General features: G+C 64.1%; 21 protein-coding genes and 1 other RNA gene. 21 read left to right on the top strand and 1 reads right to left on the bottom strand.

The window, feature by feature from the left end; genetic code table 11:
• Window positions 1-85: 85 nt before the first annotated feature.
• A complete protein-coding gene (locus VEJ16_03770; protein ID HYB08769.1) occupies window positions 86-1,489 on the bottom strand; it encodes an FAD-linked oxidase C-terminal domain-containing protein in 1,404 nt (467 codons plus the stop codon).
• Window positions 1,490-1,733: 244 nt separating this feature from the next.
• On the opposite strand from VEJ16_03770, the gene VEJ16_03765 reads away from it, so the two are divergent.
• The 21 genes from VEJ16_03765 (at window position 1,734) to recN (ending at window position 25,673) form a co-directional block, all read left to right on the top strand.
• Entirely contained in the window at window positions 1,734-2,483 is a 750-nt protein-coding gene (locus VEJ16_03765) for an N-acetylmuramoyl-L-alanine amidase (GenBank protein ID HYB08768.1), read from the top strand.
• A 79-nt stretch (window positions 2,484-2,562) separates the two neighbouring features.
• An RNA gene (rnpB, locus tag VEJ16_03760) (RNase P RNA component class A) lies at window positions 2,563-2,969 on the top strand.
• A gap of 353 nt (window positions 2,970-3,322) precedes the next feature.
• Window positions 3,323-3,820, top strand: a complete 498-nt coding sequence (locus VEJ16_03755) for a division/cell wall cluster transcriptional repressor MraZ (GenBank protein HYB08767.1) — start codon at window positions 3,323-3,325, stop codon at window positions 3,818-3,820.
• On the top strand, window positions 3,817-4,806 hold the full coding sequence (rsmH, locus tag VEJ16_03750; GenBank protein HYB08766.1) for a 16S rRNA (cytosine(1402)-N(4))-methyltransferase RsmH: 990 nt from the start codon (window positions 3,817-3,819) through the stop codon (window positions 4,804-4,806). The genes VEJ16_03755 and rsmH overlap by 4 nt, the downstream gene beginning before the upstream one ends.
• A complete protein-coding gene (locus tag VEJ16_03745) occupies window positions 4,803-5,213 on the top strand; it encodes a hypothetical protein (GenBank protein ID HYB08765.1) in 411 nt (136 codons plus the stop codon). The genes rsmH and VEJ16_03745 overlap by 4 nt, the downstream gene beginning before the upstream one ends.
• Complete coding sequence (locus VEJ16_03740; GenBank protein ID HYB08764.1) at window positions 5,210-6,952, top strand: penicillin-binding protein 2; 1,743 nt, start codon at window positions 5,210-5,212, stop codon at window positions 6,950-6,952. Before VEJ16_03745 ends, VEJ16_03740 begins: the two co-directional genes overlap by 4 nt.
• Before the next feature lie 4 nt (window positions 6,953-6,956).
• Window positions 6,957-8,411 carry a UDP-N-acetylmuramoyl-L-alanyl-D-glutamate--2,6-diaminopimelate ligase gene (locus VEJ16_03735; GenBank protein ID HYB08763.1) on the top strand — a complete coding sequence of 485 codons (1,455 nt, stop codon included), beginning with the start codon at window positions 6,957-6,959 and terminating at the stop codon, window positions 8,409-8,411.
• Window positions 8,408-9,829 (top strand): UDP-N-acetylmuramoylalanyl-D-glutamyl-2,6-diaminopimelate--D-alanyl-D-alanine ligase, encoded by a 1,422-nt coding sequence (locus VEJ16_03730; GenBank protein ID HYB08762.1) that lies wholly within the window; start codon window positions 8,408-8,410, stop codon window positions 9,827-9,829. The genes VEJ16_03735 and VEJ16_03730 overlap by 4 nt, the downstream gene beginning before the upstream one ends.
• 13 nt (window positions 9,830-9,842) lie before the next feature.
• Window positions 9,843-10,931 (top strand): phospho-N-acetylmuramoyl-pentapeptide-transferase, encoded by a 1,089-nt coding sequence (gene mraY, locus VEJ16_03725; protein HYB08761.1) that lies wholly within the window; start codon window positions 9,843-9,845, stop codon window positions 10,929-10,931.
• Between the two features lie 5 nt (window positions 10,932-10,936).
• On the top strand, window positions 10,937-12,349 hold the full coding sequence (gene murD, locus VEJ16_03720) for a UDP-N-acetylmuramoyl-L-alanine--D-glutamate ligase (GenBank protein ID HYB08760.1): 1,413 nt from the start codon (window positions 10,937-10,939) through the stop codon (window positions 12,347-12,349).
• A complete protein-coding gene (locus VEJ16_03715) occupies window positions 12,346-13,473 on the top strand; it encodes a putative peptidoglycan glycosyltransferase FtsW (protein ID HYB08759.1) in 1,128 nt (375 codons plus the stop codon). The genes murD and VEJ16_03715 overlap by 4 nt, the downstream gene beginning before the upstream one ends.
• Window positions 13,470-14,609: an undecaprenyldiphospho-muramoylpentapeptide beta-N-acetylglucosaminyltransferase gene (murG, locus tag VEJ16_03710; GenBank protein HYB08758.1), complete on the top strand. Its 1,140-nt coding sequence runs from the start codon at window positions 13,470-13,472 to the stop codon at window positions 14,607-14,609. The genes VEJ16_03715 and murG overlap by 4 nt, the downstream gene beginning before the upstream one ends.
• Complete coding sequence (gene murC, locus VEJ16_03705; GenBank protein ID HYB08757.1) at window positions 14,606-16,048, top strand: UDP-N-acetylmuramate--L-alanine ligase; 1,443 nt, start codon at window positions 14,606-14,608, stop codon at window positions 16,046-16,048. Before murG ends, murC begins: the two co-directional genes overlap by 4 nt.
• Window positions 16,048-17,016: a UDP-N-acetylmuramate dehydrogenase gene (gene murB / locus VEJ16_03700; GenBank protein ID HYB08756.1), complete on the top strand. Its 969-nt coding sequence runs from the start codon at window positions 16,048-16,050 to the stop codon at window positions 17,014-17,016. Before murC ends, murB begins: the two co-directional genes overlap by 1 nt.
• Entirely contained in the window at window positions 17,013-17,930 is a 918-nt protein-coding gene (locus tag VEJ16_03695) for a D-alanine--D-alanine ligase (GenBank protein HYB08755.1), read from the top strand. Before murB ends, VEJ16_03695 begins: the two co-directional genes overlap by 4 nt.
• Window positions 17,918-18,766 (top strand): cell division protein FtsQ/DivIB, encoded by an 849-nt coding sequence (locus tag VEJ16_03690; GenBank protein HYB08754.1) that lies wholly within the window; start codon window positions 17,918-17,920, stop codon window positions 18,764-18,766. The genes VEJ16_03695 and VEJ16_03690 overlap by 13 nt, the downstream gene beginning before the upstream one ends.
• Before the next feature lie 51 nt (window positions 18,767-18,817).
• Complete coding sequence (gene ftsA / locus VEJ16_03685; GenBank protein HYB08753.1) at window positions 18,818-20,074, top strand: cell division protein FtsA; 1,257 nt, start codon at window positions 18,818-18,820, stop codon at window positions 20,072-20,074.
• A 109-nt stretch (window positions 20,075-20,183) separates the two neighbouring features.
• Window positions 20,184-21,782 carry a cell division protein FtsZ gene (gene ftsZ, locus VEJ16_03680; protein ID HYB08752.1) on the top strand — a complete coding sequence of 533 codons (1,599 nt, stop codon included), beginning with the start codon at window positions 20,184-20,186 and terminating at the stop codon, window positions 21,780-21,782.
• Between the two features lie 142 nt (window positions 21,783-21,924).
• Window positions 21,925-22,917 carry a UDP-3-O-acyl-N-acetylglucosamine deacetylase gene (gene lpxC, locus VEJ16_03675; GenBank protein HYB08751.1) on the top strand — a complete coding sequence of 331 codons (993 nt, stop codon included), beginning with the start codon at window positions 21,925-21,927 and terminating at the stop codon, window positions 22,915-22,917.
• A 231-nt stretch (window positions 22,918-23,148) separates the two neighbouring features.
• Window positions 23,149-23,973, top strand: a complete 825-nt coding sequence (locus tag VEJ16_03670) for an outer membrane protein assembly factor BamD (GenBank protein ID HYB08750.1) — start codon at window positions 23,149-23,151, stop codon at window positions 23,971-23,973.
• 2 nt (window positions 23,974-23,975) lie between these two features.
• Entirely contained in the window at window positions 23,976-25,673 is a 1,698-nt protein-coding gene (gene recN, locus VEJ16_03665; GenBank protein ID HYB08749.1) for a DNA repair protein RecN, read from the top strand.
• Window position 25,674: the final 1 nt, after the last annotated feature.

The following is a 25,674-nucleotide window of genomic DNA, read 5'->3' as shown; positions in this document are numbered from 1 at the left end:
CGGCAAGCCTGCAGCCACTTTGCCGGAAAATGCTCTATGTCGAATACCTGTCCGATTTACGGCGTGGGAAGCGTCAACCTTTCGTTCAAATGCGCAAGATCTTGCCCGGGTTCATCAGGTTATCCGGATCGATCGCCCGCTTGATCTGACGCATCACGCTCACGGCCTCGCCATGCTCGGCGACGAGAAAATCCATCTTGCCGATCCCCACACCGTGCTCGCCCGTGCAGGTGCCATCCATGGCGAGAGCCCGCATGACCATGCGCTCGTTGAAAGCCTCGGCCTCGTGTCGCTCCGCCTCGTTGTTCGGATCGATCAGGAAGAGGAGATGGAAATTGCCGTCGCCGACATGGCCGACGATGGTGATCGGCATGGTTGCTTTGGCGATGTCCTTGTGAGTTTCGAGAATGCACTCGGCAAGGCGCGAGATCGGCACGCACACGTCGGTTGAAATGCCGCGACAGCCGGGGCGCAACTGGATCGAGGCGAAATAGGCGTCATGGCGCGCCTGCCAGAGCTTGTTTCGCTCCTCCGGCCTCGACGCCCACTTGAAATCGTTGGCGCCGTGCTCGCCCGCGATCGCCTCCACGGTCTCGACCTGTTCCTTGACCCCGCTCTCGCTGCCGTGGAACTCGAAGAAAAGCGTGAAGGCTTCGGGGTAGTCGAGCTTCGAGAAGCGATTGATGGCGCGCATCGCGGTCGGATCGATGAGTTCGATACGCGCGATCGGCACGCCCATCTGAATTGTCTGAATGACCGTATTAACCGCCGCCTCGAGATTAGGGAACGGGCAAACCGCAGCCGAAATCGCCTCCGGTATGCCATAGAGGCGCAATGTCACTTCCGTGATCACGCCGAGCGTTCCTTCGGAGCCTACGAAAAGTCGCGTGAGATCGTACCCGGCAGAGGATTTCCGCGCGCGCTTCGCGGTGCGTATGACGCGCCCGTCGGGCAGCACGACGGTGAGGCCGAGCACGTTCTCGCGCATGGTGCCGTAGCGCACGGCATTCGTACCCGAGGCCCGCGTCGCCGCCATGCCCCCCAAGGACGCATCCGCGCCTGGGTCGATCGGAAAGAAGAGCCCCGTGTCGCGGATGTTCTCGTTGAGCTGTTTGCGCGTAACGCCGGCCTGGACGGTGACGTCGAGGTCCTCGCGGCTCACGCGGAGAATATTGTTCATCTGGCTCAAATCGACGCACACCCCGCCCTGAACGGCCAGCACATGGCCCTCAAGCGACGTACCCGTGCCAAACGGAATGACGGGCACCTTGTGGCGCGCGCAGATCTTGACGATGGCGCTCACTTCCTCGGTCGATTGCGCGAACGCGACGGCCTCCGGCGGTACGGCCGCGAAGCTCGACTCGTCCTTGCCATGAAGCTGACGCACCGCCATCGCGGTCGTGAAGCGTTCGCCCAACAGCGCCTTGAGTTCATCGAGGGCCGCCGCCTTGAGCCTCGGTTCAGAAGAAGTCTTCGGCACTGCACTCATCCAATGTCTCCTCGCCGGCACTCGTGACGGCATGACCCGGTGCGAATGCACCGGGGATCGACGCTACTCCCCGCATTTGGAGCCGGCAAGGACGAAAGGCAATAAGTGCTGCGGACGGCGGCGCGACCCGCTTCGAAGATTTTTTGGCCGAAGCGAGCGCCGACGACTTCATGCTCGCCATGCTAAGCTACTCGAACCTGCGCCTGAGCTAGACGATCGTTTGCACGGTGGGAGTCGAGAGATCGTGAACGAACCGCGTTTCATCGAACATCCCTCACCCAACCACGACACGCGTCCGGCCGGCGGTGCGATCGATATCCTTCTTCTTCACTATACCGGAATGACGACGTGTCGTGCCGCACTCGAACGGCTATGCGATCCTGCGGCGAAAGTCAGCGCCCATTACGCCATCGACGAGGACGGCGCCTGTTACCGTCTGGTGGCCGAGGAACGTCGGGCCTGGCACGCGGGTGTCAGCCATTGGGCAGGCATTCGCGATGTGAACGCACATTCGATCGGGATCGAACTGGTCAATCCAGGCCACGAGTTCGGCTATCGCGATTTCCCTGAGGCGCAGATGGAAGCCCTTGAAAACCTCGCCAGGGCAATCCTTGCGCACCATCCCATTCCCGCGCATCGGGTCCTTGGGCACTCCGACGTGGCTCCCACGCGAAAGCAAGACCCGGGCGAGCGTTTCGACTGGGCGCGGCTCGCGCGCGCCGGAGTTGGCCTCTGGCCGGATGCGAGCTTTCGGATTTCCGCCAACGCCAGCCGACTTGGCCCCGGTGCCTCAGGTCCGGCCGTTACAAATCTCCAGCTTGCCCTATCCGGCTTTGGCTACGGCGTTGAAGGGACAGGACTCTACGATCCAACCACGGAAGCGGTCGTAACCGCCTTCCAGCGGCATTTCCGCCAGCGATGCGTCGATGGCGTCGCCGACCCGGAGACGGTCAGCCTGCTGCATCACCTTTTGGGCCGGTTGCCGACCGAATAGCGCGCTGGGCGTGCCTCTGCTGGCAAGCGGCCGCCAGGAGGTCTTGACCCCATTCCACCCGGCGCGTACCTCTAAGGCGCCAGACGGCCGGATGGCCGCCTTCCGGCCGGCATGGCCGGGGGGAGGAAAGTCCGGGCTCCACGGAAACGCGGTGCCGGGTAACACCCGGCGGGGGCAACCCCAGGGACAGTGCCACAGAAAATATTCCGCCGGCCGGCCCGGAAACGGGTGCCGGTAAGGGCGAAATGGGGCGGCAAGAGCGCACCGCGCCCCCGGCGACGGGGGCGGCAGGGCAAACCCCACCGGGAGCAAGACCAAGTAGGGATGGCCGCTAACTCATTGTTAGCAGGCGAGTTTCTGCGCTGCCATCCGGGTAGGTCGCGCGAGGCGCCCGGCAACGGGCGTCCCAGATGAATGGCCATCCTTCGCCCAGGGTCATTGATCCGATGGCGAAGACAGAACCCGGCTTATAGGCCGTCTGGCATTTCTCGATTCCCGCGAATTGGAAAACAACGCGGCCCTTGCAGAGACTGCAAGGTGAGACCCATGAAAATCCGTGAAAGAACATTTTGAGAACAAATTTCCGCCTCAATCCCGTGAATGAATGTGCGCCGTTCCTTCAGCAACGTGGCACCTTTGGTCTTGGATGACCTTCGCGGCTTCAAATCGAGCAGGCGAAATCTCTTGGCTAAGCCTTCGCTTTTACTATGAAAATCCATTGACGGCCATTTTATCCCATGTTATCCCATGTTTTCCCAAGGATAGCATCCCGCCAACCAAGCGCAGGCGGGTGATGCCGGGGAAGTTCGGACCGTGCTGGCGGTCCAGTTGGGGGCAGCATGGCGCTGTTCGTCGGAACGGTGGTGAACAAGGTCGATCGGAAAGGGCGCGTGTCCGTTCCGGCGAGCTTCCGTTCCGCCATTGCGGGCCAGAGCTTTAGCGGTGTCGTCGCGTTCCCCTCCTTCAAGCACAAAGCCCTCGAATGTTGCGCCATCGACTTCATGCACCAGTTGGCCCGAAGCCTTTACGACGTTGAGACCTTCTCCGATCAACAGGAAGACCTCGCCGCCACCATTTTCGCCGAAGCCCATCAGCTCCCGTTCGATTCCGAAGGGCGCATCATGCTGCCCCAAGCGCTCATCGACCATTCGGGAATAACCGAGCTTGCGGCCTTCGTCGGACAAGGCCCTCGCTTTCAGATTTGGGAGCCCAAAGGGCGAGAGAGCTTTGCGGCCGAGGCGCGCGAGCGCGCGCGGCGCCAGGGCATGACGCTCAAGGTCCGCCCGCCCCAGGGCGCGCCGGGCGAAGGCGACGGCGGTGCTGGAGGCGCGCCATGATCGCGGCGAATGGCCTCCCCGGCGGCCACGTGCCGGTCATGCTGCGCGAAGTGCTTTCCGTGCTGGCCCCACGTGACGATGGAATCTATGTCGACGGCACGTTCGGCCTCGGCGGCTATTCCGAGGCTTTGCTTCGAGCCGCCCGCTGCACGGTTTGGGGAATCGATCGCGACCCGGTGGCGCTCGAGCGCGGGGAGCGGCTCGTGCAGCACTACGAAGACCGCCTCACGCTGCTTTCCGGCCGCTACGGCGAGATGGGCGACCTGCTCGCAAAGCATGACATCACGGCGGTCGACGGCGTTGCCCTCGATCTCGGCGTGAGCTCCATCCAGATCGACGACCCCGCGCGCGGGTTCTCCTTTCGCGCGGACGGCCCGCTCGACATGCGCATGGAACGGGACGGCGCCAGTGCCGCCGATATCGTCAACACCCTCGACGAAGCATCGCTTGCCCGCATCATTCACCATTATGGCGAGGAAAGGTTTGCCCGCCAGATCGCCCGTGCGATCGTGGCGGCCCGTACCGAGGCACCGATCGACACGACGGGCCGCCTCGCCACCATCATCCGCCGTGTCGTCCGCCAGGGACGCGACGGCATCGACCCCTCGACGCGAACCTTTCAAGCACTGCGCATCCACGTGAACGACGAACTTGGCGAGCTTGACCGCGGCCTCGCGGCGGCGGAGCGGATTCTCGCACCCGGCGGCCGGCTCGCCGTCGTCGCGTTTCACTCCCTCGAAGATCGCAAGATAAAGCGCTTTCTCAAGGCCCGCAGCGCGGTCGGAGCGTCGAAATCGCGGCTGCTGCCAGGCGAGGTCGCACCCCGTGCTGCGAGCTTCGAACTCATCGCCAAGAAGGCGATGCGGCCCAAGGACGATGAAATCGCAAGCAATCCGCGGGCGCGTTCGGCACGCCTACGCGCGGCCGTGCGCACGGGCGCCGCTGCGTGGCCCGTTGAGGCTTCCCCGGCCGAGGAGGTCCCATGATGCATCGAGCAACATGGCTCTGGCTCGCCTTCGTGTTGGCGCTCGGCTTCGCGCTCTTTCAGCTCAAGTACCAGGTCCAGGGACTTGAAGAGAAGCTGACTCGCATCAATCGCGAGATTCTCCAGAACGAGGAAACCATTCACGTGCTCAAAGCGGAATGGAGCTACCGAAATCAGCCCGAGCACATCGAGGCCCTCGCGCGCAAATATCTCAATCTCCAACCGCTCGCGGGTAAGCAATATGGCAGATTCGACGATCTGCCGATGCGCCCAGCACCTGCTGCGCCGCAGCCCGACGATGCGTCGCCGAGTGCTACGGCACCCATTCCTCCTGCCATACCACTGCCGGTTCCCCGGCCCCAAAAGGGTCGAAGCGGCAGTGTAACCCTTGCGAAGGACACGCTATGATGAAGCTTTGGCGGCAGAACCCCTGCCATCCGCACCACGACGCCGCCTGTAACGGCGGTCCGGTGCGCCTTGAAGGTGCGAACAAGCAAGCACTCGAGATCGGCCGCAATCGTCTGGTCTTTTGCGCCGGCCTCTTCACCATCGCGTTCGCGGTCATCGCCTTTCGCCTCGTCGACGTCACAGTCTTCAGCCAGCCGAAGGAGCCCTCACCCGAGCATGCGGAGCGCGCCACGCGCTTGCCGCTCGAGCGCGCGGATATCGTCGACCGCAATGGCGTGCTTCTCGCGACCAGCTTGGAGACGGCCTCGCTTTACGCGGACCCGAAGGAGATCCGTAACGCGGCCGATACCGCACGCCAGCTCGTGCGGGTTTTGCCCGAGCTCAAGGTAAAGGAGATCGAGGAAAAACTGACAAGAGAGCAGCGCTTTGTTTGGATCCAACGCAGTTTGAGCCCACGTCAGGAGTATGAGGTCAATCGTCTCGGCCTGCCCGGCCTCTACTTCCAGCGCGAGGATCGGCGCGTTTATCCGCATGGCGTCTTGACTGCGCACGTCGTCGGCTTTACCAACGTCGACAATCACGGCATGGCCGGCATCGAACGCCACTTCGATGAAACGTTGTCGAAGGGTGGCTCGCCGCTCGTCCTCTCGCTCGACCTCCGGATTCAGCACGTCCTGCGCGAGGAGCTTGCCCAAGGCATGGCGGAATACCAGGCCGCGGCGGCGGGCGGTGCGGTGCTCGATGCGCGCACGGGCGAAGTGCTCGCCATGGTCTCGCTTCCGGACTTTGACGCGAACAAGGCGGGCGAGGCGGGCGATGACGAGCGCTTCAACCGCATGACGCTCGGCGTCTACGAGATGGGATCGATCTTCAAGGTGTTCACGGCGGCGATGGCGTTAGAGACCGGTACTTCCAAACTGACGAGCAGCTACGACGCCTCGCATCCGATCCAGATCGCCCGCTTCACGATCAACGACTACCACAACATGCGGCGGGCCCTTACCGTGCCCGAAATCTTCATGTATTCGTCCAACATCGGGGCCGCCAGGATGGCGCTCGACTTCGGCGGGACGGTCCAGCACGAGTTCCTCGACCGGCTGGGGCTTTTGTCGCAATCCAAGCTCGAGATCGACGAACTCGGCGAGCCCGCCTTTCCCGCCCAGTGGCGCCCGATCAACACCATGACCATCGCATTCGGGCATGGCGTGTCGGTCGAGCCGATCCAGGTTGCAGCCGCGAGTGCGGCGGTTGTGAACGGCGGAATTCTCCACGACCCCACTTTGCTCAAGCGCCGGGCGGGCGAAGACGCATCGGGCGTGCGCGTCATCTCCGAGGGCACCTCGGATGAGATGCGCCGCCTGATGCGCCTCGTAGTCACCGACGGCACGGCCAAGGAAGGTTCTATTCCCGGCTATCTTCTCGGCGGAAAGACCGGCACGGCGGAGAAAGCGTCGCTCCACGGATATGCGAAAAAAGCGCTCCTCTCCTCATTCGTCGGGGCGTTCCCCATGACCAACCCGAAATATGTGGTGCTCGCGTTTTATGACGAGCCCCACGCGACAAAGCAGACGCACGGCTACGCGACCGGCGGCTGGACCGCGGTGCCGGTGGTCAACCGCGTCGTGCAACGCATTGCCCCTCTCCTCGGCGTCATGCCGATCGACGAGAAGGACCCGGCGATCGAGCGGGCACTTTGGGTGCAGATCAATCCACAGGAACGGAAGCTTGCGCTTAATTGAGCTGATGAACGGAGTTGCTTACACCGCACTGAATGACCCTGCCTGGGCCGAGATCGACATCCTCGGCCTTGCGTCCGACTCACGACGGGTCGAACCCGGTTATCTTTTTGCGGCCTTGCCCGGCGCAAAAACCGACGGACGGGAATTCATCGCTGACGCGGTCGAACGAGGTGCCGTCGCCATCCTCGCCGATGCCGACCGGATGCCGCTCAGGCGTGGCGTCGCATTTGTCGCCGATCCGAACCCGCGTCGACGGCTTGCGCTCATGGCGGCGCGATTTTACCGCCGCCAACCGCGCGTGGTCGCCGCCGTGACCGGAACCAGCGGAAAAACCTCGATCGCGTGCTTCACACGCCAGCTCTGGACCGAACTCGGTTTCCAGGCCGCGAGCCTCGGCACGCTCGGCATCATCGCGCCCGGCCTCACGCGCTATGGCAGCCTCACCACCCCGGATCCGATAGCGCTCCACAAGGATTTGGCCGATCTCGCCGCCGCGGGCATCGACCATGTGGCCATGGAAGCGTCCTCTCATGGCCTCGACCAATATCGCCTCGACGGGGTCGCGGTGCGCGCCGCCGCCTTCACCAATTTGAACCGCGACCATCTCGATTATCACCCGACGATGGAGGCTTATTTCGCGGCGAAGCGCCGCTTGTTCGCCGAGGTGATGGCGGATGGCGCCAGTGCCGTTCTGAACGCCGATGTGCCCGAATACGGCGCACTTTTGGAGACTTGCCGGGTGCGCGGGCTTCGGGTGCTGAGCTACGGCGTCAACGGCGAGACCTTGCGCCTCGAGAGCGTGCGCGCCAGTGCAACCGGCCAGACGGTCCACTTCGTCTATGAGAGCCGTCGTCATGAGGTATCGGTCGGACTGGTGGGCGATTTCCAAGCCGGCAATCTGCTTGCCGCCCTCGGTCTCGTCGTCGGCTCCGGTGGAGATGCGCACGCGGCGATCGCATCGTTGCCTCACCTGCAAGGTGTTCCCGGTCGAATGCAGCGCATCGCCCGCCTTTCCAACGGGGCAGCCATATTCGTCGACTACGCCCATAAGCCCGGCGCACTCGAAGCGGTCCTCCATGCCCTTCGTCGTCATACCGAGCGCCGTCTGGTCGTCGTCTTCGGCTGTGGCGGCGATCGCGACGCCGGCAAGCGGCCCCAGATGGGCGCCATCGCCGCGAGGCTTGCCGACCGGACGATCGTGACCGACGACAATCCTCGCACGGAGGATCCGAGCGCCATCCGCAGCCAGATTCTCGCGGATTGCCCGGGTGCGCTCGAAATCGGCGACCGTGCGGCGGCGGTGGAAACGGCGATGCGCTCGCTTGAAGCGGGCGACACGCTGGTGATCGCGGGCAAGGGCCATGAACGCGGGCAGATCGTGGGGGACAAGACGATTCCCTTCGACGACGCGGAAGTGGTGCGGGCAGTCGCTTCGGCCCTCGACGGGACCGTCAAATGACTGCCGTAAGGACTCAAATCTGGCGCTCGGATGAGGTTGCGCGAGCGACCGGCGGGGTGAGCAACGCGACATGGCATGCAAGTGGGGTTTCGATCGACAGCCGAAGTGCCGAGCCAGGCGACCTCTTCGTTGCAATCAAGGGTCCGCGTGTCGACGGGCATGACTTCGTCGCCGCGGCACTTGAGGCTGGTGCTGTCGCCGCGGTCGTGGCCGCAATACCCCGTGGCTGCGATGCGGCCCCGCTCGTCGTCGTCGAGGACACCCAGGCCGCACTCGAAGCCCTGGGCCGCGCCGCGCGTGCGCGCACGAACGCCAAGGTGATCGCGGTCACCGGCAGCGTTGGCAAGACCGGCACCAAGGAAGCCCTCAAGCTCGTGCTCGAGCGTCAGGGGAAGACGACGGCAAGTGCGGCGAGCCTCAACAATCTTTGGGGCGTGCCGCTTTCGCTTGCGCGCATGCCGCGCGATGCGCAATACGGCGTCTTCGAGCTTGGCATGAACCATCCGGGCGAACTGGCCCCACTCTCGGTTCTCGTGGCCCCCCACGTCGCAATCATCACCACCGTCGCCGCGGTGCACATGGAATACTTCGACACGGTCATGGCGATCGCCGAGGCGAAGGCTGAAATCTTCTCGGGCATGCGCGGCGGGGTCGCAATCCTCAACCGCGATAATCCGTTCTTCCCGGTCCTTATCGTAAGCGCCTACGCGGCGGGCGTGGACCGCGTCATCAGCTTCGGCGCTCATCGCGAAGCGCAAATGCGGCTCACGTCTTACAAGCCAGTGCGAAACGGCAGCGATGTGGGCGCCTCTTTCGATGGCCGCGAGATCAAATTTCGACTGGGTGTGCCAGGCCGGCATTGGGCGTTCAACAGCCTAGCCGTGCTCGCCGCCGCGCATGCGGTCGGCGCCGATGTCGACCAGGCGGCCGCAACGCTCAAGGAGCTTGCGGCGCCGAAGGGTCGCGGCAAGCGCCATCGCGTCGAAATGGCGGGCGGCAGCTTCGAGTTGATCGACGACAGCTACAATGCGTCGCCCGCATCGATGCGCGGTGCTATCGAAATCCTTGCGAATTCGAAGCCCGGTGCGGCGGGGCGAAGGATCGCGGCCCTCGGCGACATGCTTGAGCTTGGACCAGAATCGAGGCATCTCCACGCAAGTCTCGAGAGCGCCTTGCGCGCCGGGCGCATCGATCTCGTGTTCAGCGCCGGTACATTCATGCGGGCACTTCACGAGGCGCTGCCGGCCGAGATGCGCGGCGCCCACGCCGAGACTTCCGAAGCGCTTGCGAAGATTCTCGTGGAACAGATCCGTCCCGGGGACGTTGTGACCGTCAAAGGCTCGCTTGGCTCGCGCATGGCGAAGGTGGTGGATGCACTCCTAGCACTCCACCAGATGCCCCATGCGGTCAACGGGTAAGGAACAACAAGAAATGCTCTACGACATCCTTTCCCCCCTCGCCGAAGATTTCGGACCGCTCAACCTATTTCGGTACATCACGTTCCGCACCGGCGGGGCGATCGCGACGGCACTCTTCATTAGCTTCTGGCTCGGGCCGCATTTCATCGCCTGGCTCAAGCGCAAGCAGCGCGAAGGCCAACCGATCCGCGACGACGGGCCCGAGAGCCACCTCATCACCAAAAAAGGCACGCCTACGATGGGGGGCGTACTCATCCTCGCGGCCCTCACGCTCAGCACGCTGCTCTGGGCCGACGTGACGAACGGTTATGTCTGGCTCGTGATGTTCGTGACATTCGGCTTCGGGGCGATCGGCGCCGCCGATGACTACCTGAAGCTCAGCCGCCGCTCGAGCAAAGGCTTGCCGAGCAGGGTCAAGTTTCTCGGCCAGGTCACGATCGCCCTCCTCGCCGCCCTGTGGGTGATGCAGCATGCACCTTCCCCGCTCAATACGAGTTTCGCCGTACCTTTCTTCAAGGCCGTGCTCTTGCAGCTCGGCTGGTTCTTTTTGCCCGTCGCCGCATTCGTCATCGCGGGGGCATCGAATGCGGTCAATCTTACGGATGGACTGGACGGCCTCGCGATCGTGCCGGTCATGATCGCGGCGAGCGTGTTCGGTCTTATCTCCTACGTGGTCGGCAATACGGTCTTTGCGAACTATCTCCAGCTTCACTATGTGGCCGGAAGCGGCGAGCTCGCGGTTTTTTGCGGGGCACTCGTCGGCGCCTCACTCGGCTTTCTTTGGTACAATGCGCCGCCGGCGATGGTCTTCATGGGCGACACCGGCTCGCTTTCGTGCGGCGGCGCGTTGGGCGCCATCAGCGTCATCACCAAGCACGAGCTGGTGCTTGCGATCGTGGGCGGTCTTTTCGTGCTCGAGACCGTCTCGGTCATGGTCCAGGTCGCATCCTTCAAGCTCACCGGCAAGCGCGTCTTCCGCATGGCGCCGCTCCACCATCACTTCGAGAAGAAGGGCTGGAAGGAGTCGACGATCGTCATCCGGTTCTGGATCATCGCGTCGATTCTGGCGTTGGCCGGCCTATCCACGCTGAAGCTGAGGTGAGGCACATGATCGAAGTCGCCTCACTGGCCGGGCAGCCGGTCGCCGTGATGGGCCTCGGCAAAAGCGGGATGGCGAGCGCAAGGTCGCTGCTGCGAAGCGGCGCCGAGGTTTGGGCGTGGGATGACAATCCAGCACGCCGTGCCACGGCAGCCTCTTCGGGCGTGCCGGTCGTCGATCTCACAGGGGCAGATCTCGCCCGTGCACGCACCATCGTGTGGAGTCCCGGCATTCCTCACACCCATCCGAAGCCGCATCCGATTGCGGTGCGTGCCCGCGATGCCGGTCTCGAAATCGTCTGCGACGTTGAGCTTTTGGCGCGGAGCCAGCGGGACGCCGCTTATATCGGCGTCACTGGCACCAATGGGAAATCGACCACGACAGCGCTTATCGGCCACGTCCTCCGCAGCGCCGGACGGCGGGTCGAAGTCGGCGGCAATCTCGGCACGCCGGCCCTCGAACTTGCCCCGCTCGACCGGCACGGCATCTACGTGCTCGAGCTGTCGTCCTACCAGCTCGAACTCCTCTCATCGCTCGCATTCGACGTTGCGGTCCTAACCAATATCACACCCGACCATCTTGACCGTCACGGCGGGATGGAGGGCTACGTCCGCGCCAAGGCGCACATCTTCGATCGCCAGACGAAGCCTTGCACCGCCGTCATCGGCGTCGACGACGCCCATTCAGAGGGCATTTTCGAGGCGCTGACCAAAAAGAGTGACCGGATCGTCGTGCCGATTTCCGCAAAGCGCCGCCTGCAGCGCGGTGTATATGCGCCCGACGGCCTGCTCATCGACGCAGCCGATGGGCCCGAGACCGAGGTCGCGGACCTCAGGCGAATCCCGACCCTGCCCGGCCGGCACAACTGGCAGAACGCCGCCGCCGCTTACGCAGCGACGAAACCCACGGGCGCATCCCCAAGTGCTATCGCCGTCCATCTCGAAAGCTTCCCCGGATTGGCGCACCGCCAGGAACTCATCGCCACGATCGGCGGCGTGCGCTTCGTCAACGACAGCAAGGCCACCAACGCAGACGCAGCGGAAAAAGCCCTCGTCTGCTACGAGCATATCCATTGGATCGCGGGCGGGCGGGCCAAGGAAGGCGGCATCGCGTCGCTTGCACACCACTTCGGTCGCATCGCGCATGCCTACCTCATCGGTGAAGCGGCCGGGGATTTCGCGCGCACACTCGAAGGGAGAGTACCCCACACGCATTGCGGAACACTCGCCAAGGCCGTCGTGGCGGCGAATGCGGCCGCGACGCGCGAGCGCGCCGTCCGGCCCGTGGTTCTGCTTTCGCCTGCCTGTGCGTCTTGGGACCAATTCGAGAATTTCGAGGCCCGCGGCGAAGCGTTCCGCGCACTCGTCGGTGCGTTGCCCGGAGCGGACGGGCCGCGGCGCAATGCCGAGGTTCGCGCATGACCATGACCTTCGCCCGCACCGACAGAAGCGTCATTGGCCGCTGGTGGTGGACGGTCGACAAGTGGCTCCTTGTCGCGATCGGCGCCCTCGCCCTGTTGGGCATCATCCTGTGCCTCGCCGCGAGTCCCTCGGTTGCGGCCCGGATCGGCTACGACTCCTTCTATTTCGTGAAACGCGAACTTTTCTATCTCCCGATTGCGCTGGCGCTCATGTTGGCCGTCTCGCTCCTCGAGCCGCGCGGCGTGCGCCGGCTTGCGGTCGTCGTGTTCCTGATCGCTTTCGCCCTGATGGCGCTCACGCCGGCGATCGGCACGGAGATCAAGGGCGCTCGGCGTTGGATCTATCTCGCGGGCCTTTCGATTCAGCCCTCGGAATTCATCAAGCCCGCCTTTGCGGTGGTGACCGCGTGGATGTTCGCCGGGCAGCGTCAAGGCGCACGAATCCCGGGCAACTTCATCGCGATCGTACTCTACTTCGCCGTCGCTGCGATCCTCGCAGCACAACCCGACATTGGCATGCTCTTCGTCGTCTCTGCCGTGTGGTTCGCCCAATTCTTCCTTGCGGGATTGCGCATGTATTGGGTCGTCCTTTTCACCACACTCGGGATGGCGGCACTCGTAGCCGCCTATTTCACGCTCCCGCACGTAGCGAGCCGCGTCGACCGCTTTCTCAATCCGCAGTCGGGCGACAGCTATCAGGTCGAGCGCGCGATGGAAGCGTTCTCGAATGGCGGCCTCTACGGGCGCGGCCCCGGCGAGGGTGTCGCAAAGCTCCACCTTCCGGACGCGCACAGCGACTTCGTTTTCGCGGTTGCCGGCGAGGAGTTCGGGCTCTTCGCCTGCCTTGGGATCGTGACGATCTTTGGCTTCGTCATCCTGCGCGGCATCGGTCGGCTGTTGGAGGAGCAGAACCTCTTCGTGCTGTTATCGGGTGCGGGCCTTCTTGTGCAGTTCGGGCTTCAGGCCGTCGTCAACATGGCGTCCGAGCTGCATCTCATGCCGACCAAGGGTATGACGTTGCCTTTCATCAGCTATGGCGGGTCCTCCCTCCTCGCCCTGGCGCTCGGGATGGGGATGGTCCTAGCACTGACCCGCCGGCGCGTGGGACCGGGAGGAATCGGATGACCGGAGCACCCCGTCTCATCCTCCTGGCCGCAGGTGGAACCGGCGGGCACATGTTTCCCGCCGAGGCAACGGCGCGCACCTTGCTTGCGCGGGGCCATCGCGTCCTGTTGGTGACCGACCGCAGGGGTGCGGCCCATACCGAAAAATTCGCCGGTTCGGCGGTGCGCACGATCGCGGCGGGTGGAATCTCCGGCCGCAGCGTCCTTCAACGTGTCGCGGCGACGTTTCGCTTGGGCATCGGCTTTCTCGAGGCGCGATCCTGCATTTCATCGATGAAGCCCGACGCCGTTTTGGGTTTTGGCGGCTACGCCGCACTGCCGACGATGGCCGCGGCCGTCCTCGCCCGTCTCCCTACGGCCCTTCACGAGCAGAATGCGATCCTCGGTCGCGCCAATCGTCTGCTCGCCCCTTATGTGCGATCCATCGCGACCTCGTTCGAGGACACCGCGGCCGTCCGCCAGACCGACCGGGTGAAGATCGTGGTGACCGGCAATCCCGTCCGCGCGGACATCGCGGTTCTTGCGACGCAGCCGCCCTTCGCCTTCAAGGCTGACGGCCCGTTCAAGCTCCTCGTGACCGGCGGAAGCCAGGGCGCTCGCGTGTTCGCACACATCGTGCCTGCGGCAATAGCGCAACTCCCGCAAAGCCTGCGCGGGCGGATCGCCGTTGGCCAGCAGGCGCGGCCGGAGGATGTGGAATCCGTGCGCGCCGCTTACAGTGCCTGCGGGGTCGCGGCCGACATTCAGCCCTTCTTCGACGACATGCCCGCACGACTCGCGGCGTGCCACCTCGCTATCTGCCGCGCCGGTGCTTCGACCTGCGCCGAACTCATGGCTTCCGGCCGGCCGGCGATTCTCGTTCCCTACCCCCATGCGATCGACGGCCACCAACTCGCAAACGCGCAGGCCATCGACGCCGCAGGCGGGGCCTGGCTGATCCCGGAGCGACATTTCGATGCGGCCAAACTCGCAAGCCGGCTCGAAGCGCTTATCACGCTCCCCGAAGCGCTCGCTGCCGCCGCGCGCGCAGCGCAGGCGGTTGCGCGAATCGATGCCGCCGAGCGGCTCGCCTCGCTCGCGGAGCGGCTGTTGCCGGCCAACGGAAACCCCCAGCCCATGAAAGTTGCCGCGGAATGAGGACACTGCCTCTCGATATCGGGATCATCCACTTCGTCGGCATCGGCGGCATCGGCATGAGCGGCATCGCCGAGATTTTGCACAATCTCGGTTACAAGGTTCAGGGCAGTGACGTCTCGGATAGCGCCAACGTCCGCCGCCTCAGAACGTTCGGGATCCCGATTGCACTCGGCCATCGCGAGGAAAATCTCGGTGAAGCCGAGGTCGTCGTCGTCTCATCGGCGATCAAATCGGACAATCCCGAGGTCAAGGCCGCACGCGAGCGGCTCATGCCGATCGTACGACGCGCGGAAATGCTCGGCGAGCTGATGCGGCTCAAATGGTCGGTCGCGGTCGGGGGAACCCACGGCAAGACGACGACGACTTCGATGGTCGCCGCGATGCTGGAGACGGCGGGCATCGACCCGACCGTGATCAATGGCGGCATCATCAACGCCTACGGCACTAACGCGCGCCTCGGCAGCGGCGAATGGATGGTGGTCGAGGCCGACGAATCCGACGGCACTTTCGTCAAACTGCCGGCCACGATCTGCGTCGTGACCAACATCGATCCCGAGCACCTCGATTTTTACGGAAGCTTCGACAAGGTGCGCGACGCGTTTGCATCCTTTGTCCAGAATATCCCGTTCTACGGTTTCGCAGCGCTCTGCATCGACCATCCGGAGGTGCAGGCCCTCATCCCCCGCGTGCTCGACCGCAAGATCATTACATATGGCATGAGCCCGCAAGCCGACGTGCGTGCCTCCGACGTAACACTGGGCCCAAGCGGTTCGCGCTACACGGTCACAGTCGCCGACCGGTTCCGGGGCGAGGAAAAACGCTTCGAGGGGCTCACGCTCCCCATGCTCGGCCAGCACAACGTGCAAAATTCCCTCGCCGCCATCGCCATCGCCTACGAGATGGGAATGGAGGAGGCGACGATCCGCAAGGCGCTCGCGAGCTTCGCGGGAGTGAAGCGTCGGCTCACCGTGATTGGCGAAGTCGCGGGTATCCGCGTCATCGATGACTACGGCCACCACCCGGTCGAGATCGCAGCGGTGATGCGCGCGGTGAGGACGGCTTGCCACGGTCGAGTCATCGCGGTCATGCAGCCCCACCGCTATACGCGCCTTCACGATCTATTCGAGGATTTTTGCACCTGCTTCAACGAGGCGGATGCCGTGATTGTCGCGGAGGTCTACGCGGCAGGCGAGCAGCCCATCGAAGGGGTCGGCCGCGACGCGCTCGTCGAGGGACTGCGCAGCCACGGCCATCGCAGAGTGATCCCGCTCGCCGATCCCGCCGAGCTTGCCGGCATCGTCGCCGAGGTGGCGGAACCGGGCGACATGGTTGTCTGCGTTGGGGCGGGCAGCATCACGAATTGGGCGCACGCGCTACCGGCGGAGCTCGAGGCGCAATTTTCGCGGCGTGCGGGCCAACGAAGCGGGGCAAACGGATGATGGCCGCAAAGCAACTCCCGCTCCACGTTATCGAGCGGCTCCCGCCCGTTCGGGGACGACTTACGGAGAACGCGCCCCTCGACCGGATTACGTGGTTCCGTGTCGGCGGTGCGGCGGAAGTGATGTTCCGGCCCGCCGACCGCGAAGACCTCGCCGCATTCCTTGCCGCAAAGCCCGTCGACGTGCCCGTAACGGTCATCGGCGTCGGATCGAACCTTTTGGTTCGAGACGGCGGCGTGCCCGGCGTGGTGATCAGGCTCGGGCGCGAATTTGCGGGGATCGAGGTCGAAGGTACGAGGCTGCGCGCGGGTGCGGGTGCGCTCGATCTCAATGTCGCGTTGAGTGCTGCCGAAGCCGGCTTGGCCGGACTAGAGTTCCTCTCCGGGATTCCCGGTACGATCGGCGGCGCCTTGCGCATGAATGCCGGTGCTTACGGCCGCGAGATCAAGGACGCATTGGTGGAGGCGGAAGCGATCGATCTCGCCGGGCATCTCCATCGCTTGCCCCTCTCGGCCCTCGGCCTCTCCTATCGACATTGTGCTGCACCCGAGGATTGGATTTTTACGGGAGCACTCCTCCAGGCAGCACCGGGCGACCGATCCTCGATCGCCAAGCGCATGCAAGAGATCCAAAGTGCGCGCGAGGATAGCCAGCCGATTCGCAGCCGCACCGGCGGCAGCACCTTCGCAAACCCGGATGGCGCCGATCCTGCGGGCCGTAAAGCATGGCAACTGATCGACAAGGCCGGTTGCCGCGGCCTTCGCTGTGGCGGCGCCATGGTTTCGGAAAAGCACTGCAATTTCCTGATCAATGTCGGCGGTGCGACCGCCGCCGATCTCGAAGCGCTCGGCGAAGAAGTCCGCCTGCGCGTTTGTGAGACGAGCGGGGTCAAGCTTCGCTGGGAAATCCGCATCGTCGGCGTGCCGCCCGCGGGCGGCTTGCGGCCCATCCCGCAGGTATCGCCATGACGAAGCATGTCGCGGTGCTCATGGGCGGGTGGTCGGCGGAGCGGGAAGTATCCCTCACGAGCGGGAAGGCATGCGCAAGGGCGCTGGGTCAAGCCGGCTACGAGGTGAGCGAAATCGTCGTCGAGCGCAACCTGCCAAAGCTCGTAGCAGCACTCGAGCCGTTGCCGGACGTGGTTTTCAACGCGCTTCACGGCCGCTGGGGCGAGGATGGTTGCGTTCAGGGTGTGCTCGACATTCTCGGCGTCCCCTACACTCATTCCGGATTGCTCGCCTCCGCGCTCGCCATGAACAAACCGATGGCGAAGCGCTTGTTCCAGTCGGTTGGAATCCCCGTTGCCGACGGAAAGGTCGTGCACCGCGACCTTGTCCTCCGAGGCGACATCATGCCGCGCCCCTATGTCGTGAAACCGGTCTCCGAAGGATCGAGTGTCGGCGTGCGCATCGTCAACCTTGGCGACAACGCAATGCCCTTCGAGCGCGATGCCTGGCCCTATGGCGACGAGGTGCTTGTCGAGCGCTTCATTCCGGGGCGAGAGCTGACGGTCTCGGTCATGGGCGACAAGGCGATCGCCGTGACTGAGCTTCGTCCGTTGAGCGGTTTTTACGACTACGCCGCGAAATATACGGAGGGCAAGACCACTCACCTGGTTCCCGCCCCCATCCCCGAACGAATCGCGCAGCAATGCATGGAGTTCGCCGCACGTGCGCACGAAGTGCTCGGTTGCAGAGGTGTCTCGCGCGCCGACTTCCGCTACGACGACACCGCGCGCATCGGCGAGATTTATCTCCTCGAAATCAATACCCAACCCGGAATGACGCCGCTTTCGCTCGTGCCCGAGCAGGCGGCGCACATCGGCATGTCCTTTTCCGAGCTCGTCACCTGGATGGTGGAGAACGCGGCATGCGACAAGTAACCGCCCCATCGCTCCCCGCGGCAAAGCCGCGCTGGCGTCGACCGACACCGCGTTGGCTCGGTGCGGTGGTTCGCTACGGAGGTGCAGCGCTCCTTGCAACGCTTGTTTGCGTCGCCGGAGCCTGGGTTTGGCGGAGCGGGACGGCTGAAAGGACTTTGCTCGCCTTGCTCGATGCCGGACTTCAAACGACATCCGGCCTCGGCCTGCGCGTCGGCGATGTGATGGTCGAAGGCCGGCATGAGACCACCGCGCAGGAACTTCTCGCTGCACTGGGTGCGAAGCGCGGCGCACCGCTTCTCGGCCTCGACCTCGGCGCGGCGCGCGAGCGGCTCGAATCGCTCCCCTGGGTTCGCGCCGCCTCGGTCGAGCGGCGCTGGCCGAGCCTCGTCTTCGTGACCATTGAGGAGCGCACCCCGCTCGCACTCTGGCAATCGGGCGGCAGGATCAAGCTCGTCGACCGGGAAGGCAAGGTGATCGAGGGTGCTGACGTCGCGCGCTTCGCTCAGCTCCCGATGGTCGTCGGCGAAGGGGCTCCCAAGCAGGCACCTGCTTTCCTCGACATGCTCGCGAAAGTGCCCGAACTCGCGCGCCATGTCGAATCCGGCATTTGGGTCGGAAACCGCCGTTGGAATCTTCACCTCAACGAAGGCATCGACGTGCGCCTGCCCGAGATCAATCCGGACGAAGCCTTGCAGCGCCTTGCAGACCTCGACGCCAAAGAGCGCCTGTTCGAGCGCGACATCGTGCTGATCGATCTGCGTTTGCCCGACCGTCTCATCGTCCGGCTTTCGCCCGACGCCGCGGCACGCCAGGGCAAGCCCGGCAAGAACACGTGACGCCGCGATGACCCAAGGGATGAAGCAACAAGGCAGCAAATGGGGATGCCGATGAAGAGGGGATTGGCCAAGCCGCGCAGCGGTCTCGTCGCCGCACTCGACGTCGGCACGACCAAGGTCTGCTGCTTCGTCGCCCAGATCGGCGGCGAGGGAAATATCCGTGTCGTCGGCATCGGGCATCAGAAGTCTCGTGGCCTGCGCGCGGGAGCCATTATCGACATGGACGCTGCCGAGGAATCGATTCGAGGTGCCGTGCACGCGGCCGAACAAATGGCGGAAGAGACCATCCGCGAGGTCTTCGTCAATCTGACGTGCGGCACCCCGCTCTCGCAGACCGTCGCGGTCGAGGTCTCGATCGCGGGTCATGAAGTCGGCGACACCGATCTGCGCCGCGTCCTCGGACAAGGTTATCTCCTGAACGATGCCAGCGAGCGCGAAATCATCCACTCCATCCCCGTGAGCTACACGATCGACGGCAGCAACGGAATTCGCGACCCGCGCGGCATGTATGGCGAACGCCTCGGGGTCAACATGCACGTGGTGAGCGCGTCCGCGGGATCGGTTCGAAACCTCAAGACCTGCGTCGCACGGTGTCATCTCGATCTGCAGGCGCTGGTCGTCTCGCCTTACGCGGCCGGCCTCGCAACGCTGGTCGAGGACGAGATGGACCTCGGCGTTACCTGCATCGATATGGGCGGCGGGAGCACCTCGATCTCGGTCTTTTTCGACGGCGAGGTCATCTATACCGACTGCATTCCGGTCGGCGGGCAATACGTCACGAGCGATATCGCACGCGGCCTGTCGACCCCGCTCGTCCACGCCGAGCGCATGAAGACCCTCTACGGCTCAACGTTCGCCACATCCTCCGACGAGCACGACGTGGTCGACGTACCGCAGGTGGGCGAAGACGAGCATGCCAGTCCCAATCATGTGCCGAAATCGATTCTCGTGAGCATCATTCAGCCGCGCCTCGAGGAGACGTTCGAGCTCGTGCGCGGGCGTCTCGAGGCAAGCGGCGTCGATCGTACCGCCGGGCGTCGCGTGGTGCTCACGGGTGGTGCGAGCCAGCTTCAGGGCGTGCGCGAACTCGCAGCACTCGTTCTCGACAAACAAGTTCGGATGGGTCGCCCGCTGCGCATCGGCGGGCTCGCCGATTCGACCGCGGGCCCTGCGTTTGCGACTTGTGCGGGATTGCTTCAATACGCGTTGACGCGCTTTGCGGGTTCGCCCTCGCGTGCGCGCCGCGTTCAGGAGCCGCCGAGCGATGTGTTCGGCCGATTTGGAGTGTGGCTGCGGGAAAATCTGTAGGCTTGCCACGGCCGCGCCGCCGCGGCCGGAGCCCGGCAAGGGCTCGAAATGTCGACGGCCGTTACGGATTACGGAAGTTACCGACGAACATGGGGAACTGGAGGCTGACATGACCATCAACCTATCCGTGCCTGAGCCGGCTCATGAGCTGAAGCCGCGCATTGTTGTAATTGGCGTCGGCGGCGCTGGCGGCAACGCCGTCAACAACATGATCGCCGCCAACCTCGAGGGAGTGGAGTTCCTCGCCTGCAACACGGATGCGCAGGCGTTGGCGCTCTCGAAGGCGGATCGCCGCATCCAGCTTGGGCTGAGCGTTACCCAGGGATTGGGTGCGGGTTCCCGACCGGACGTTGGTCGCGCCGCCGCCGAGGAGGGCCTCGACGCCATCCTCGAGTATCTTGACGGCGCTCATATGGTATTCATTACCGCGGGAATGGGTGGCGGGACCGGCACCGGGGCCGCACCCGTCATCGCGCGCGCCGCACGCGAGCGTGGCATCCTCGCTGTCGGCGTGGTGACCAAGCCTTTCCATTTCGAAGGGCAGCACCGCATGCGCATCGGCGAACAGGGGATTGAAGAACTCCAGCAATTCGTCGACACGCTGATCATCATTCCCAATCAGAACCTCTTCCGCGTCGCCAATGAGAAGACGACCTTTGCCGACGCCTTCAAGATGGCGGATGACGTTCTCTATTCCGGCGTGCGCGGCGTCACCGATCTCATGGTCATGCCCGGCCTTATCAATCTCGACTTCGCCGATATTCGCACGGTGATGAGCGAAATGGGGAAGGCGATGATGGGCACCGGCGAGGCTCAGGGCGAGCGGCGGGCGCTCGATGCCGCCGAAGCCGCGATCTCGAACCCGCTTCTCGACGACGTGTCGATGAAGGGGGCCAAGGGAGTCCTCATCAATATCACGGGCGGCATGGACATGACGCTCTTCGAGGTCGACGAGGCGGCGAATCGAATCCGCGACGAGGTCGACCCCGAAGCGAACATCATTTTTGGCTCGACATTCGATGAGCACCTGGACGGCAGCGTGCGCGTGTCCGTCGTCGCAACGGGTATCGATGCCGCAGCCGTCCAGCAGCCGAAGCCGCTTCGGCCCGTCCTCGTCAGCGATCGCCCAGCGCCCCGTACGATCGTGGCGGCAGCGCCGCAGCCGGTTCAAGCGCCGGCCGTGGCGAGCGAGCCACTCCGCGTCATCCGTGCTGCGGCCGAAGCGCCGCAGATTGTCGCCACGGGAGCGGAGCCGGCACTCGCCCCAATCCCCGTGGCTGTACCGACTGCACCCACAGCACCACCGGTTCGGGCGGCGGCGGCCCCCGCTTCGGCCACGATCAAGCCTGCACCTACCCAACGCGTCTCGGCGACAGCTGCAGCGCCCAACGTGCAGTCCGAATTTTTCACGGCCCATGAGCCGGAGCTTGCGGCCGCGGTGGAGGAAATCGCGGCGCGTGGTGTTCCATCCGCCGAGGCGGCCCACGGTTCAATGGCCGTGGAGCCAGGCAAGGTACGCCGGGGCATGGCGGGTCTATTCAATAAAGTGACGGGTGGAACGCGCAGGGCACCCGAACCCCAGCACGAGCCGGCGACACCATCTCAACCTCGCCTTGGGGGGCTCGATCCCAGTGACCGGCTTGCAACTTCGAAAGGAGACGACGACCTCCTGGAGATCCCCGCGTTTCTCCGCCGCCAAGCTAACTAGGGTAGCGTAAGTTATTGAGAATGCAATGTTCTACCGGTAACAATCCGTAACAAAAGGTGATTTGAGTGCTTCGCGGACCATTGGTAAAGAGTCATCGAAGCACTCGGTCGCCCGTGGGGACCGGAGCAGACCGGAAACAAACATTTTAAGTCGCAATGGGCCATCGACGGTCCTGAGCGTCGATCCAAGGGGAGACTGTAATATTTTCCAACGAACCCTGAAGACCCCGATCAGTTGCTCGGGCATCGGCTTGCATTCCGGACAGAAAGTCACGATGACGCTATTGCCGGCTGAGCCGAACACCGGCGTCGCTTTCCGTCGCATCGATCTCTCGGGCGGTGGGGTCAAGATCCCCGCCACTTGGCGGCACGTCGTCGATACCCGCATGTGCACCACGCTCGGTGCTGAGGCTCCCGGCAAGCACGGTCCCGTCAAGATCGGCACGGTCGAGCATCTTCTTGCGGCGGTGGCCGGCTGCCACATCGATAATCTCGTCATCGAACTCAATGGGGCCGAGGTTCCGGTCATGGACGGAAGCTCCGCACCGTTTGTGTTCCTGATCGATTGCGCGGGCATCGTCGAGCAGGCTGCACCGAGACAGGCCATTCGAGTGCTGAAGCATGTCGCCGTCGGTAATCACGAAGCCATGGCATCGTTCACGCCGAGCAGTGGGTTCTCGATCAGCTTCGAGATCGATTTCGAGGCGAGTGCCGTGGCGCGCCAGGAATATTTCGTCTCGCTGCAAAACGGCGCGTTCAAGAACGAAATCGCACGAGCGCGCACGTTCGGCTTCGTCGAGGACGTCGAGAAGCTGCGCGCTGCGGGACTGGCCCTCGGCGGCTCGCTCGATAACGCCGTCGTCGTCGACGGAGATCGGGTCATGAATCCGGACGGGTTGCGCTACGAGAACGAATTCGTCCGCCACAAGGTCCTCGACGCCGTAGGGGATATCTCCCTCGCGGGCGCACCTGTCATCGGCCATTTCCACGGCTTCCGCTCAGGCCACGGCATGCATAACAAGTTGTTGCGCGCGCTGTTTGCCGACCGCGACGCGTGGCGCCTCGTTCCGTTCGAAGGTCGTGAGGCCGTTAGTCCGCATAGCCAGGATCGCCAGCCGATGGCGGCGTCCGCCTGATCGACCTCGACGACTGTCGGGCCGAACGTCAATATTATCGAGTTTTATCCTGCGGGATCACCGTGGCGCGTCGATTTTGAACGACCGCAAGCCTATGGCAACGCAATCTATCGTGCTATAAGAAGGCAAGCGTCAGGGGCTGAGACAATCGGCCCCGCAAATTAGACCGGGCAGGGGTTGCGCAAGACAGTGGGTTCGATGGTAAGGATTCGAGGCGGTGCAGCGAGACGCATGCTCGCGTGCGCAGGCTTGGCCCTTGCGTTGTTTGCGCTCGGCGCTTGCTCCGGCGACGATGAAAAGGATAAGTACGTCGAGGAGCCGGTCAACACTCTTTACAACAGGGGCATGGACGCGTTGGCGGAGCAACGCTACCCGGCGGCGGCCAAGGCGTTCGACGAGGTCGAGCGTCAGCACCCTTATTCGATTTGGGCGACAAAGGCGCAGCTCATGTCCGCCTATGCGCTCTATCAGGACAATAATTATCAAGAGGCCATCAACGCGCTCACCCGGTTCATCCAACTCCATCCGGGCAACCGTGACATCGCCTACGCCTACTACCTCAAGGCGCTCTCCTATTATGAGCAGGTGACCGACGTGGAGCGCGATCAGACCAACGCCGATCAGGCGCTTACCTCGCTCGAGGAGTTGATTCGCCGCTACCCGGATACGCCCTATGCCAAGGACGCACGCCGCAAGATCGACCTCGTAAGAGATCATCTCGCGGGCAAGGAGTTGGAGGTCGGCCGCTTCTATGAGACGCGCGGGGCCTACGTCGCAGCGATCAGCCGCTTTAAGACCGTGGTCGACAAATACCAAACGACGACCCAGGTGCCGGAAGCACTCCATCGCCTCGTCGAATGTTACATGGCGCTTGGCGTCGTCGACGAAGCGAAGAAGACGGCGGCCGTGCTTGGGTACAACTACCCCCGCAGCCAGTGGTACGTCGACAGCTATCAGTTGGTCGAGAACGTCAAAGTCGATCGTGACACCGGTGTAGCAACAAAGAACGACGACTCGTTCATTGCAAAGACCTGGAACTCGATAAACCTCTTCTGAGTATGCTCGTCGGCCTTTCGATCCGGGATGTGGTGCTGATCGAGCGGCTGGATTTGACATTCCGAGCCGGGCTTTCGGTCTTGACGGGGGAAACCGGAGCGGGGAAATCGATCCTCCTCGACGCCCTCGGATTGGCGCTTGGCATGCGCGCGGAATTTTCGCTTATCCGCGAGGGTGCTCGGCAGGCGAGCGTCACGGCCGTGTTCGAGCTGCTCCAAGATCACCCCGCCTGGCGGGCTCTCGACGAGCAGGGACTCGCACGGGACGAGCAACTCGTCCTGCGGCGCACGCTCAGCGCGGACGGTCGTAGCCGGGCCTTCGTGAACGACCAATCCGTGAGTGCTGGCTTGCTGCGCGAGCTCGGCGCCCAACTCGTCGAAATCCAGGCGCAGCTCGATCAGCATGGCCTCCTCGACGAGACGACCCATCGTGCGGCACTCGATGCTTTCGGCGGCGATCCGACGGTCGACGCTCGCGTGGGCGCTGCCTACCGGGATTGGCGGCGCGCCGAGAAGGCCAAGACGGCGTTCGAAGCAGAACTCGCGAACGCACGGCGCGACGAGGATTATTTGCGCCATGCCGTGGCCGAGCTCGGCCAGCTCGATGCCAAGGATGGCGAGGATGTTCGGCTTGCTGAGGAACGCCAGCTTCTCATGCACCGCGAGCAGGTCGTCGAATGCCTGAATGCGGCCCTCGCCGCGCTCACGGGGGACGCATCCGGTGCGCGGGAAGGTGTGGAAGCACAGCTCCGCAGCGCTCGGCGCCAGCTTGAGCGCGGTGCGGAAAAAGCCTTCGGGCGCCTCGATCCGGCCCTCGCCGCGATCGACCGCGCGATCCTTGAACTCGGCGAAGGGATAGCGGAACTGCAGGCCTTTGGAACCACCGTCGAGTTCGAGCCCGGCCGGCTCGAGACGGTCGACGAAAGGCTTCATGGGCTGCGCGATGCGGCACGCAAATTTCAAGTGCCGGTGGAGGCCCTTTCGGCGCTGAGGTCAACGCTCGCGTCGCGCCTTGCTGCGATCGAGGAGCGGGGCGATGCAAGGCAGCACCATGAGCGAGCCGTCGCGGAAGCAAGGACCGCCTTTATGACGGCGGCACGCGCACTCTCTCATGCCCGCGCCCAAGCAGCAGTAAGGCTCGATGCGGCGATCGCCGCAGAATTGCCGCCGCTCAAGCTGGAAAAGGCCAAATTCCGGACTCGGCTCGACGCTCTCGAGGAAAGCGAATGGAGTGCCGATGGTGTAGAGCGCGTCACGTTCGAGGTCGCGACCAATCCGGGCACGTCGCTCGGTCCCATCGCCAAGATCGCATCCGGCGGCGAGCTTGCCCGATTTATGCTTGCGCTCAAGGTGGTCCTGTCGCGCGTGGGCGCAACACCCACCCTCGTCTTCGACGAGGTCGACAGCGGTATCGGCGGTGCGGTCGCGGCAGCGGTCGGGGAACGGCTTGCACGACTGGGGCAGGAGCTGCAGGTTCTCGTCGTCACGCACTCACCGCAGGTCGCCGCACGCGGTCGCCATCACTTGCGCGTGAGCAAAACCGAGACCGGGAGGGGTTCGGCGCGCGCGTCGCTGACCGTGGTCGAGGAGCTGCCGAGTGTCGCCCGACGCGAGGAGATTGCACGTATGCTTTCAGGCCAATCGGTGACCGACGAAGCGCGTGCAGCGGCCGACAGCCTTATCGCCGGCAGTGCGGCGTGAA

It is taken from the genome of Alphaproteobacteria bacterium (assembly GCA_035625915.1).
Lineage (GTDB): Bacteria > Pseudomonadota > Alphaproteobacteria > JACZXZ01 > JACZXZ01 > DATDHA01.
This window is presented reverse-complemented; position numbering and strand designations above follow the sequence as displayed.

Excerpts from the sequence above, each read along its gene's own strand:
- VEJ16_03770 (HYB08769.1), bottom strand. The coding sequence starts at position 1,489 with ATGAGTGCAGTGCCGAAGACTTCTTCTGAACCGAGGCTCAAGGCGGCG.
- VEJ16_03755 (HYB08767.1), top strand. The coding sequence starts at position 3,323 with ATGGCGCTGTTCGTCGGAACGGTGGTGAACAAGGTCGATCGGAAAGGG.
- rsmH (HYB08766.1), top strand. The coding sequence starts at position 3,817 with ATGATCGCGGCGAATGGCCTCCCCGGCGGCCACGTGCCGGTCATGCTG.
- VEJ16_03745 (HYB08765.1), top strand. The coding sequence starts at position 4,803 with ATGATGCATCGAGCAACATGGCTCTGGCTCGCCTTCGTGTTGGCGCTC.
- VEJ16_03740 (HYB08764.1), top strand. The coding sequence starts at position 5,210 with ATGATGAAGCTTTGGCGGCAGAACCCCTGCCATCCGCACCACGACGCC.
- VEJ16_03735 (HYB08763.1), top strand. The coding sequence starts at position 6,957 with ATGAACGGAGTTGCTTACACCGCACTGAATGACCCTGCCTGGGCCGAG.
- VEJ16_03730 (HYB08762.1), top strand. The coding sequence starts at position 8,408 with ATGACTGCCGTAAGGACTCAAATCTGGCGCTCGGATGAGGTTGCGCGA.
- mraY (HYB08761.1), top strand. The coding sequence starts at position 9,843 with ATGCTCTACGACATCCTTTCCCCCCTCGCCGAAGATTTCGGACCGCTC.
- murD (HYB08760.1), top strand. The coding sequence starts at position 10,937 with ATGATCGAAGTCGCCTCACTGGCCGGGCAGCCGGTCGCCGTGATGGGC.
- VEJ16_03715 (HYB08759.1), top strand. The coding sequence starts at position 12,346 with ATGACCATGACCTTCGCCCGCACCGACAGAAGCGTCATTGGCCGCTGG.
- murG (HYB08758.1), top strand. The coding sequence starts at position 13,470 with ATGACCGGAGCACCCCGTCTCATCCTCCTGGCCGCAGGTGGAACCGGC.
- murC (HYB08757.1), top strand. The coding sequence starts at position 14,606 with ATGAGGACACTGCCTCTCGATATCGGGATCATCCACTTCGTCGGCATC.
- murB (HYB08756.1), top strand. The coding sequence starts at position 16,048 with ATGGCCGCAAAGCAACTCCCGCTCCACGTTATCGAGCGGCTCCCGCCC.
- VEJ16_03695 (HYB08755.1), top strand. The coding sequence starts at position 17,013 with ATGACGAAGCATGTCGCGGTGCTCATGGGCGGGTGGTCGGCGGAGCGG.
- VEJ16_03690 (HYB08754.1), top strand. The coding sequence starts at position 17,918 with ATGCGACAAGTAACCGCCCCATCGCTCCCCGCGGCAAAGCCGCGCTGG.
- ftsA (HYB08753.1), top strand. The coding sequence starts at position 18,818 with ATGAAGAGGGGATTGGCCAAGCCGCGCAGCGGTCTCGTCGCCGCACTC.
- ftsZ (HYB08752.1), top strand. The coding sequence starts at position 20,184 with ATGACCATCAACCTATCCGTGCCTGAGCCGGCTCATGAGCTGAAGCCG.
- VEJ16_03670 (HYB08750.1), top strand. The coding sequence starts at position 23,149 with ATGCTCGCGTGCGCAGGCTTGGCCCTTGCGTTGTTTGCGCTCGGCGCT.
- recN (HYB08749.1), top strand. The coding sequence starts at position 23,976 with ATGCTCGTCGGCCTTTCGATCCGGGATGTGGTGCTGATCGAGCGGCTG.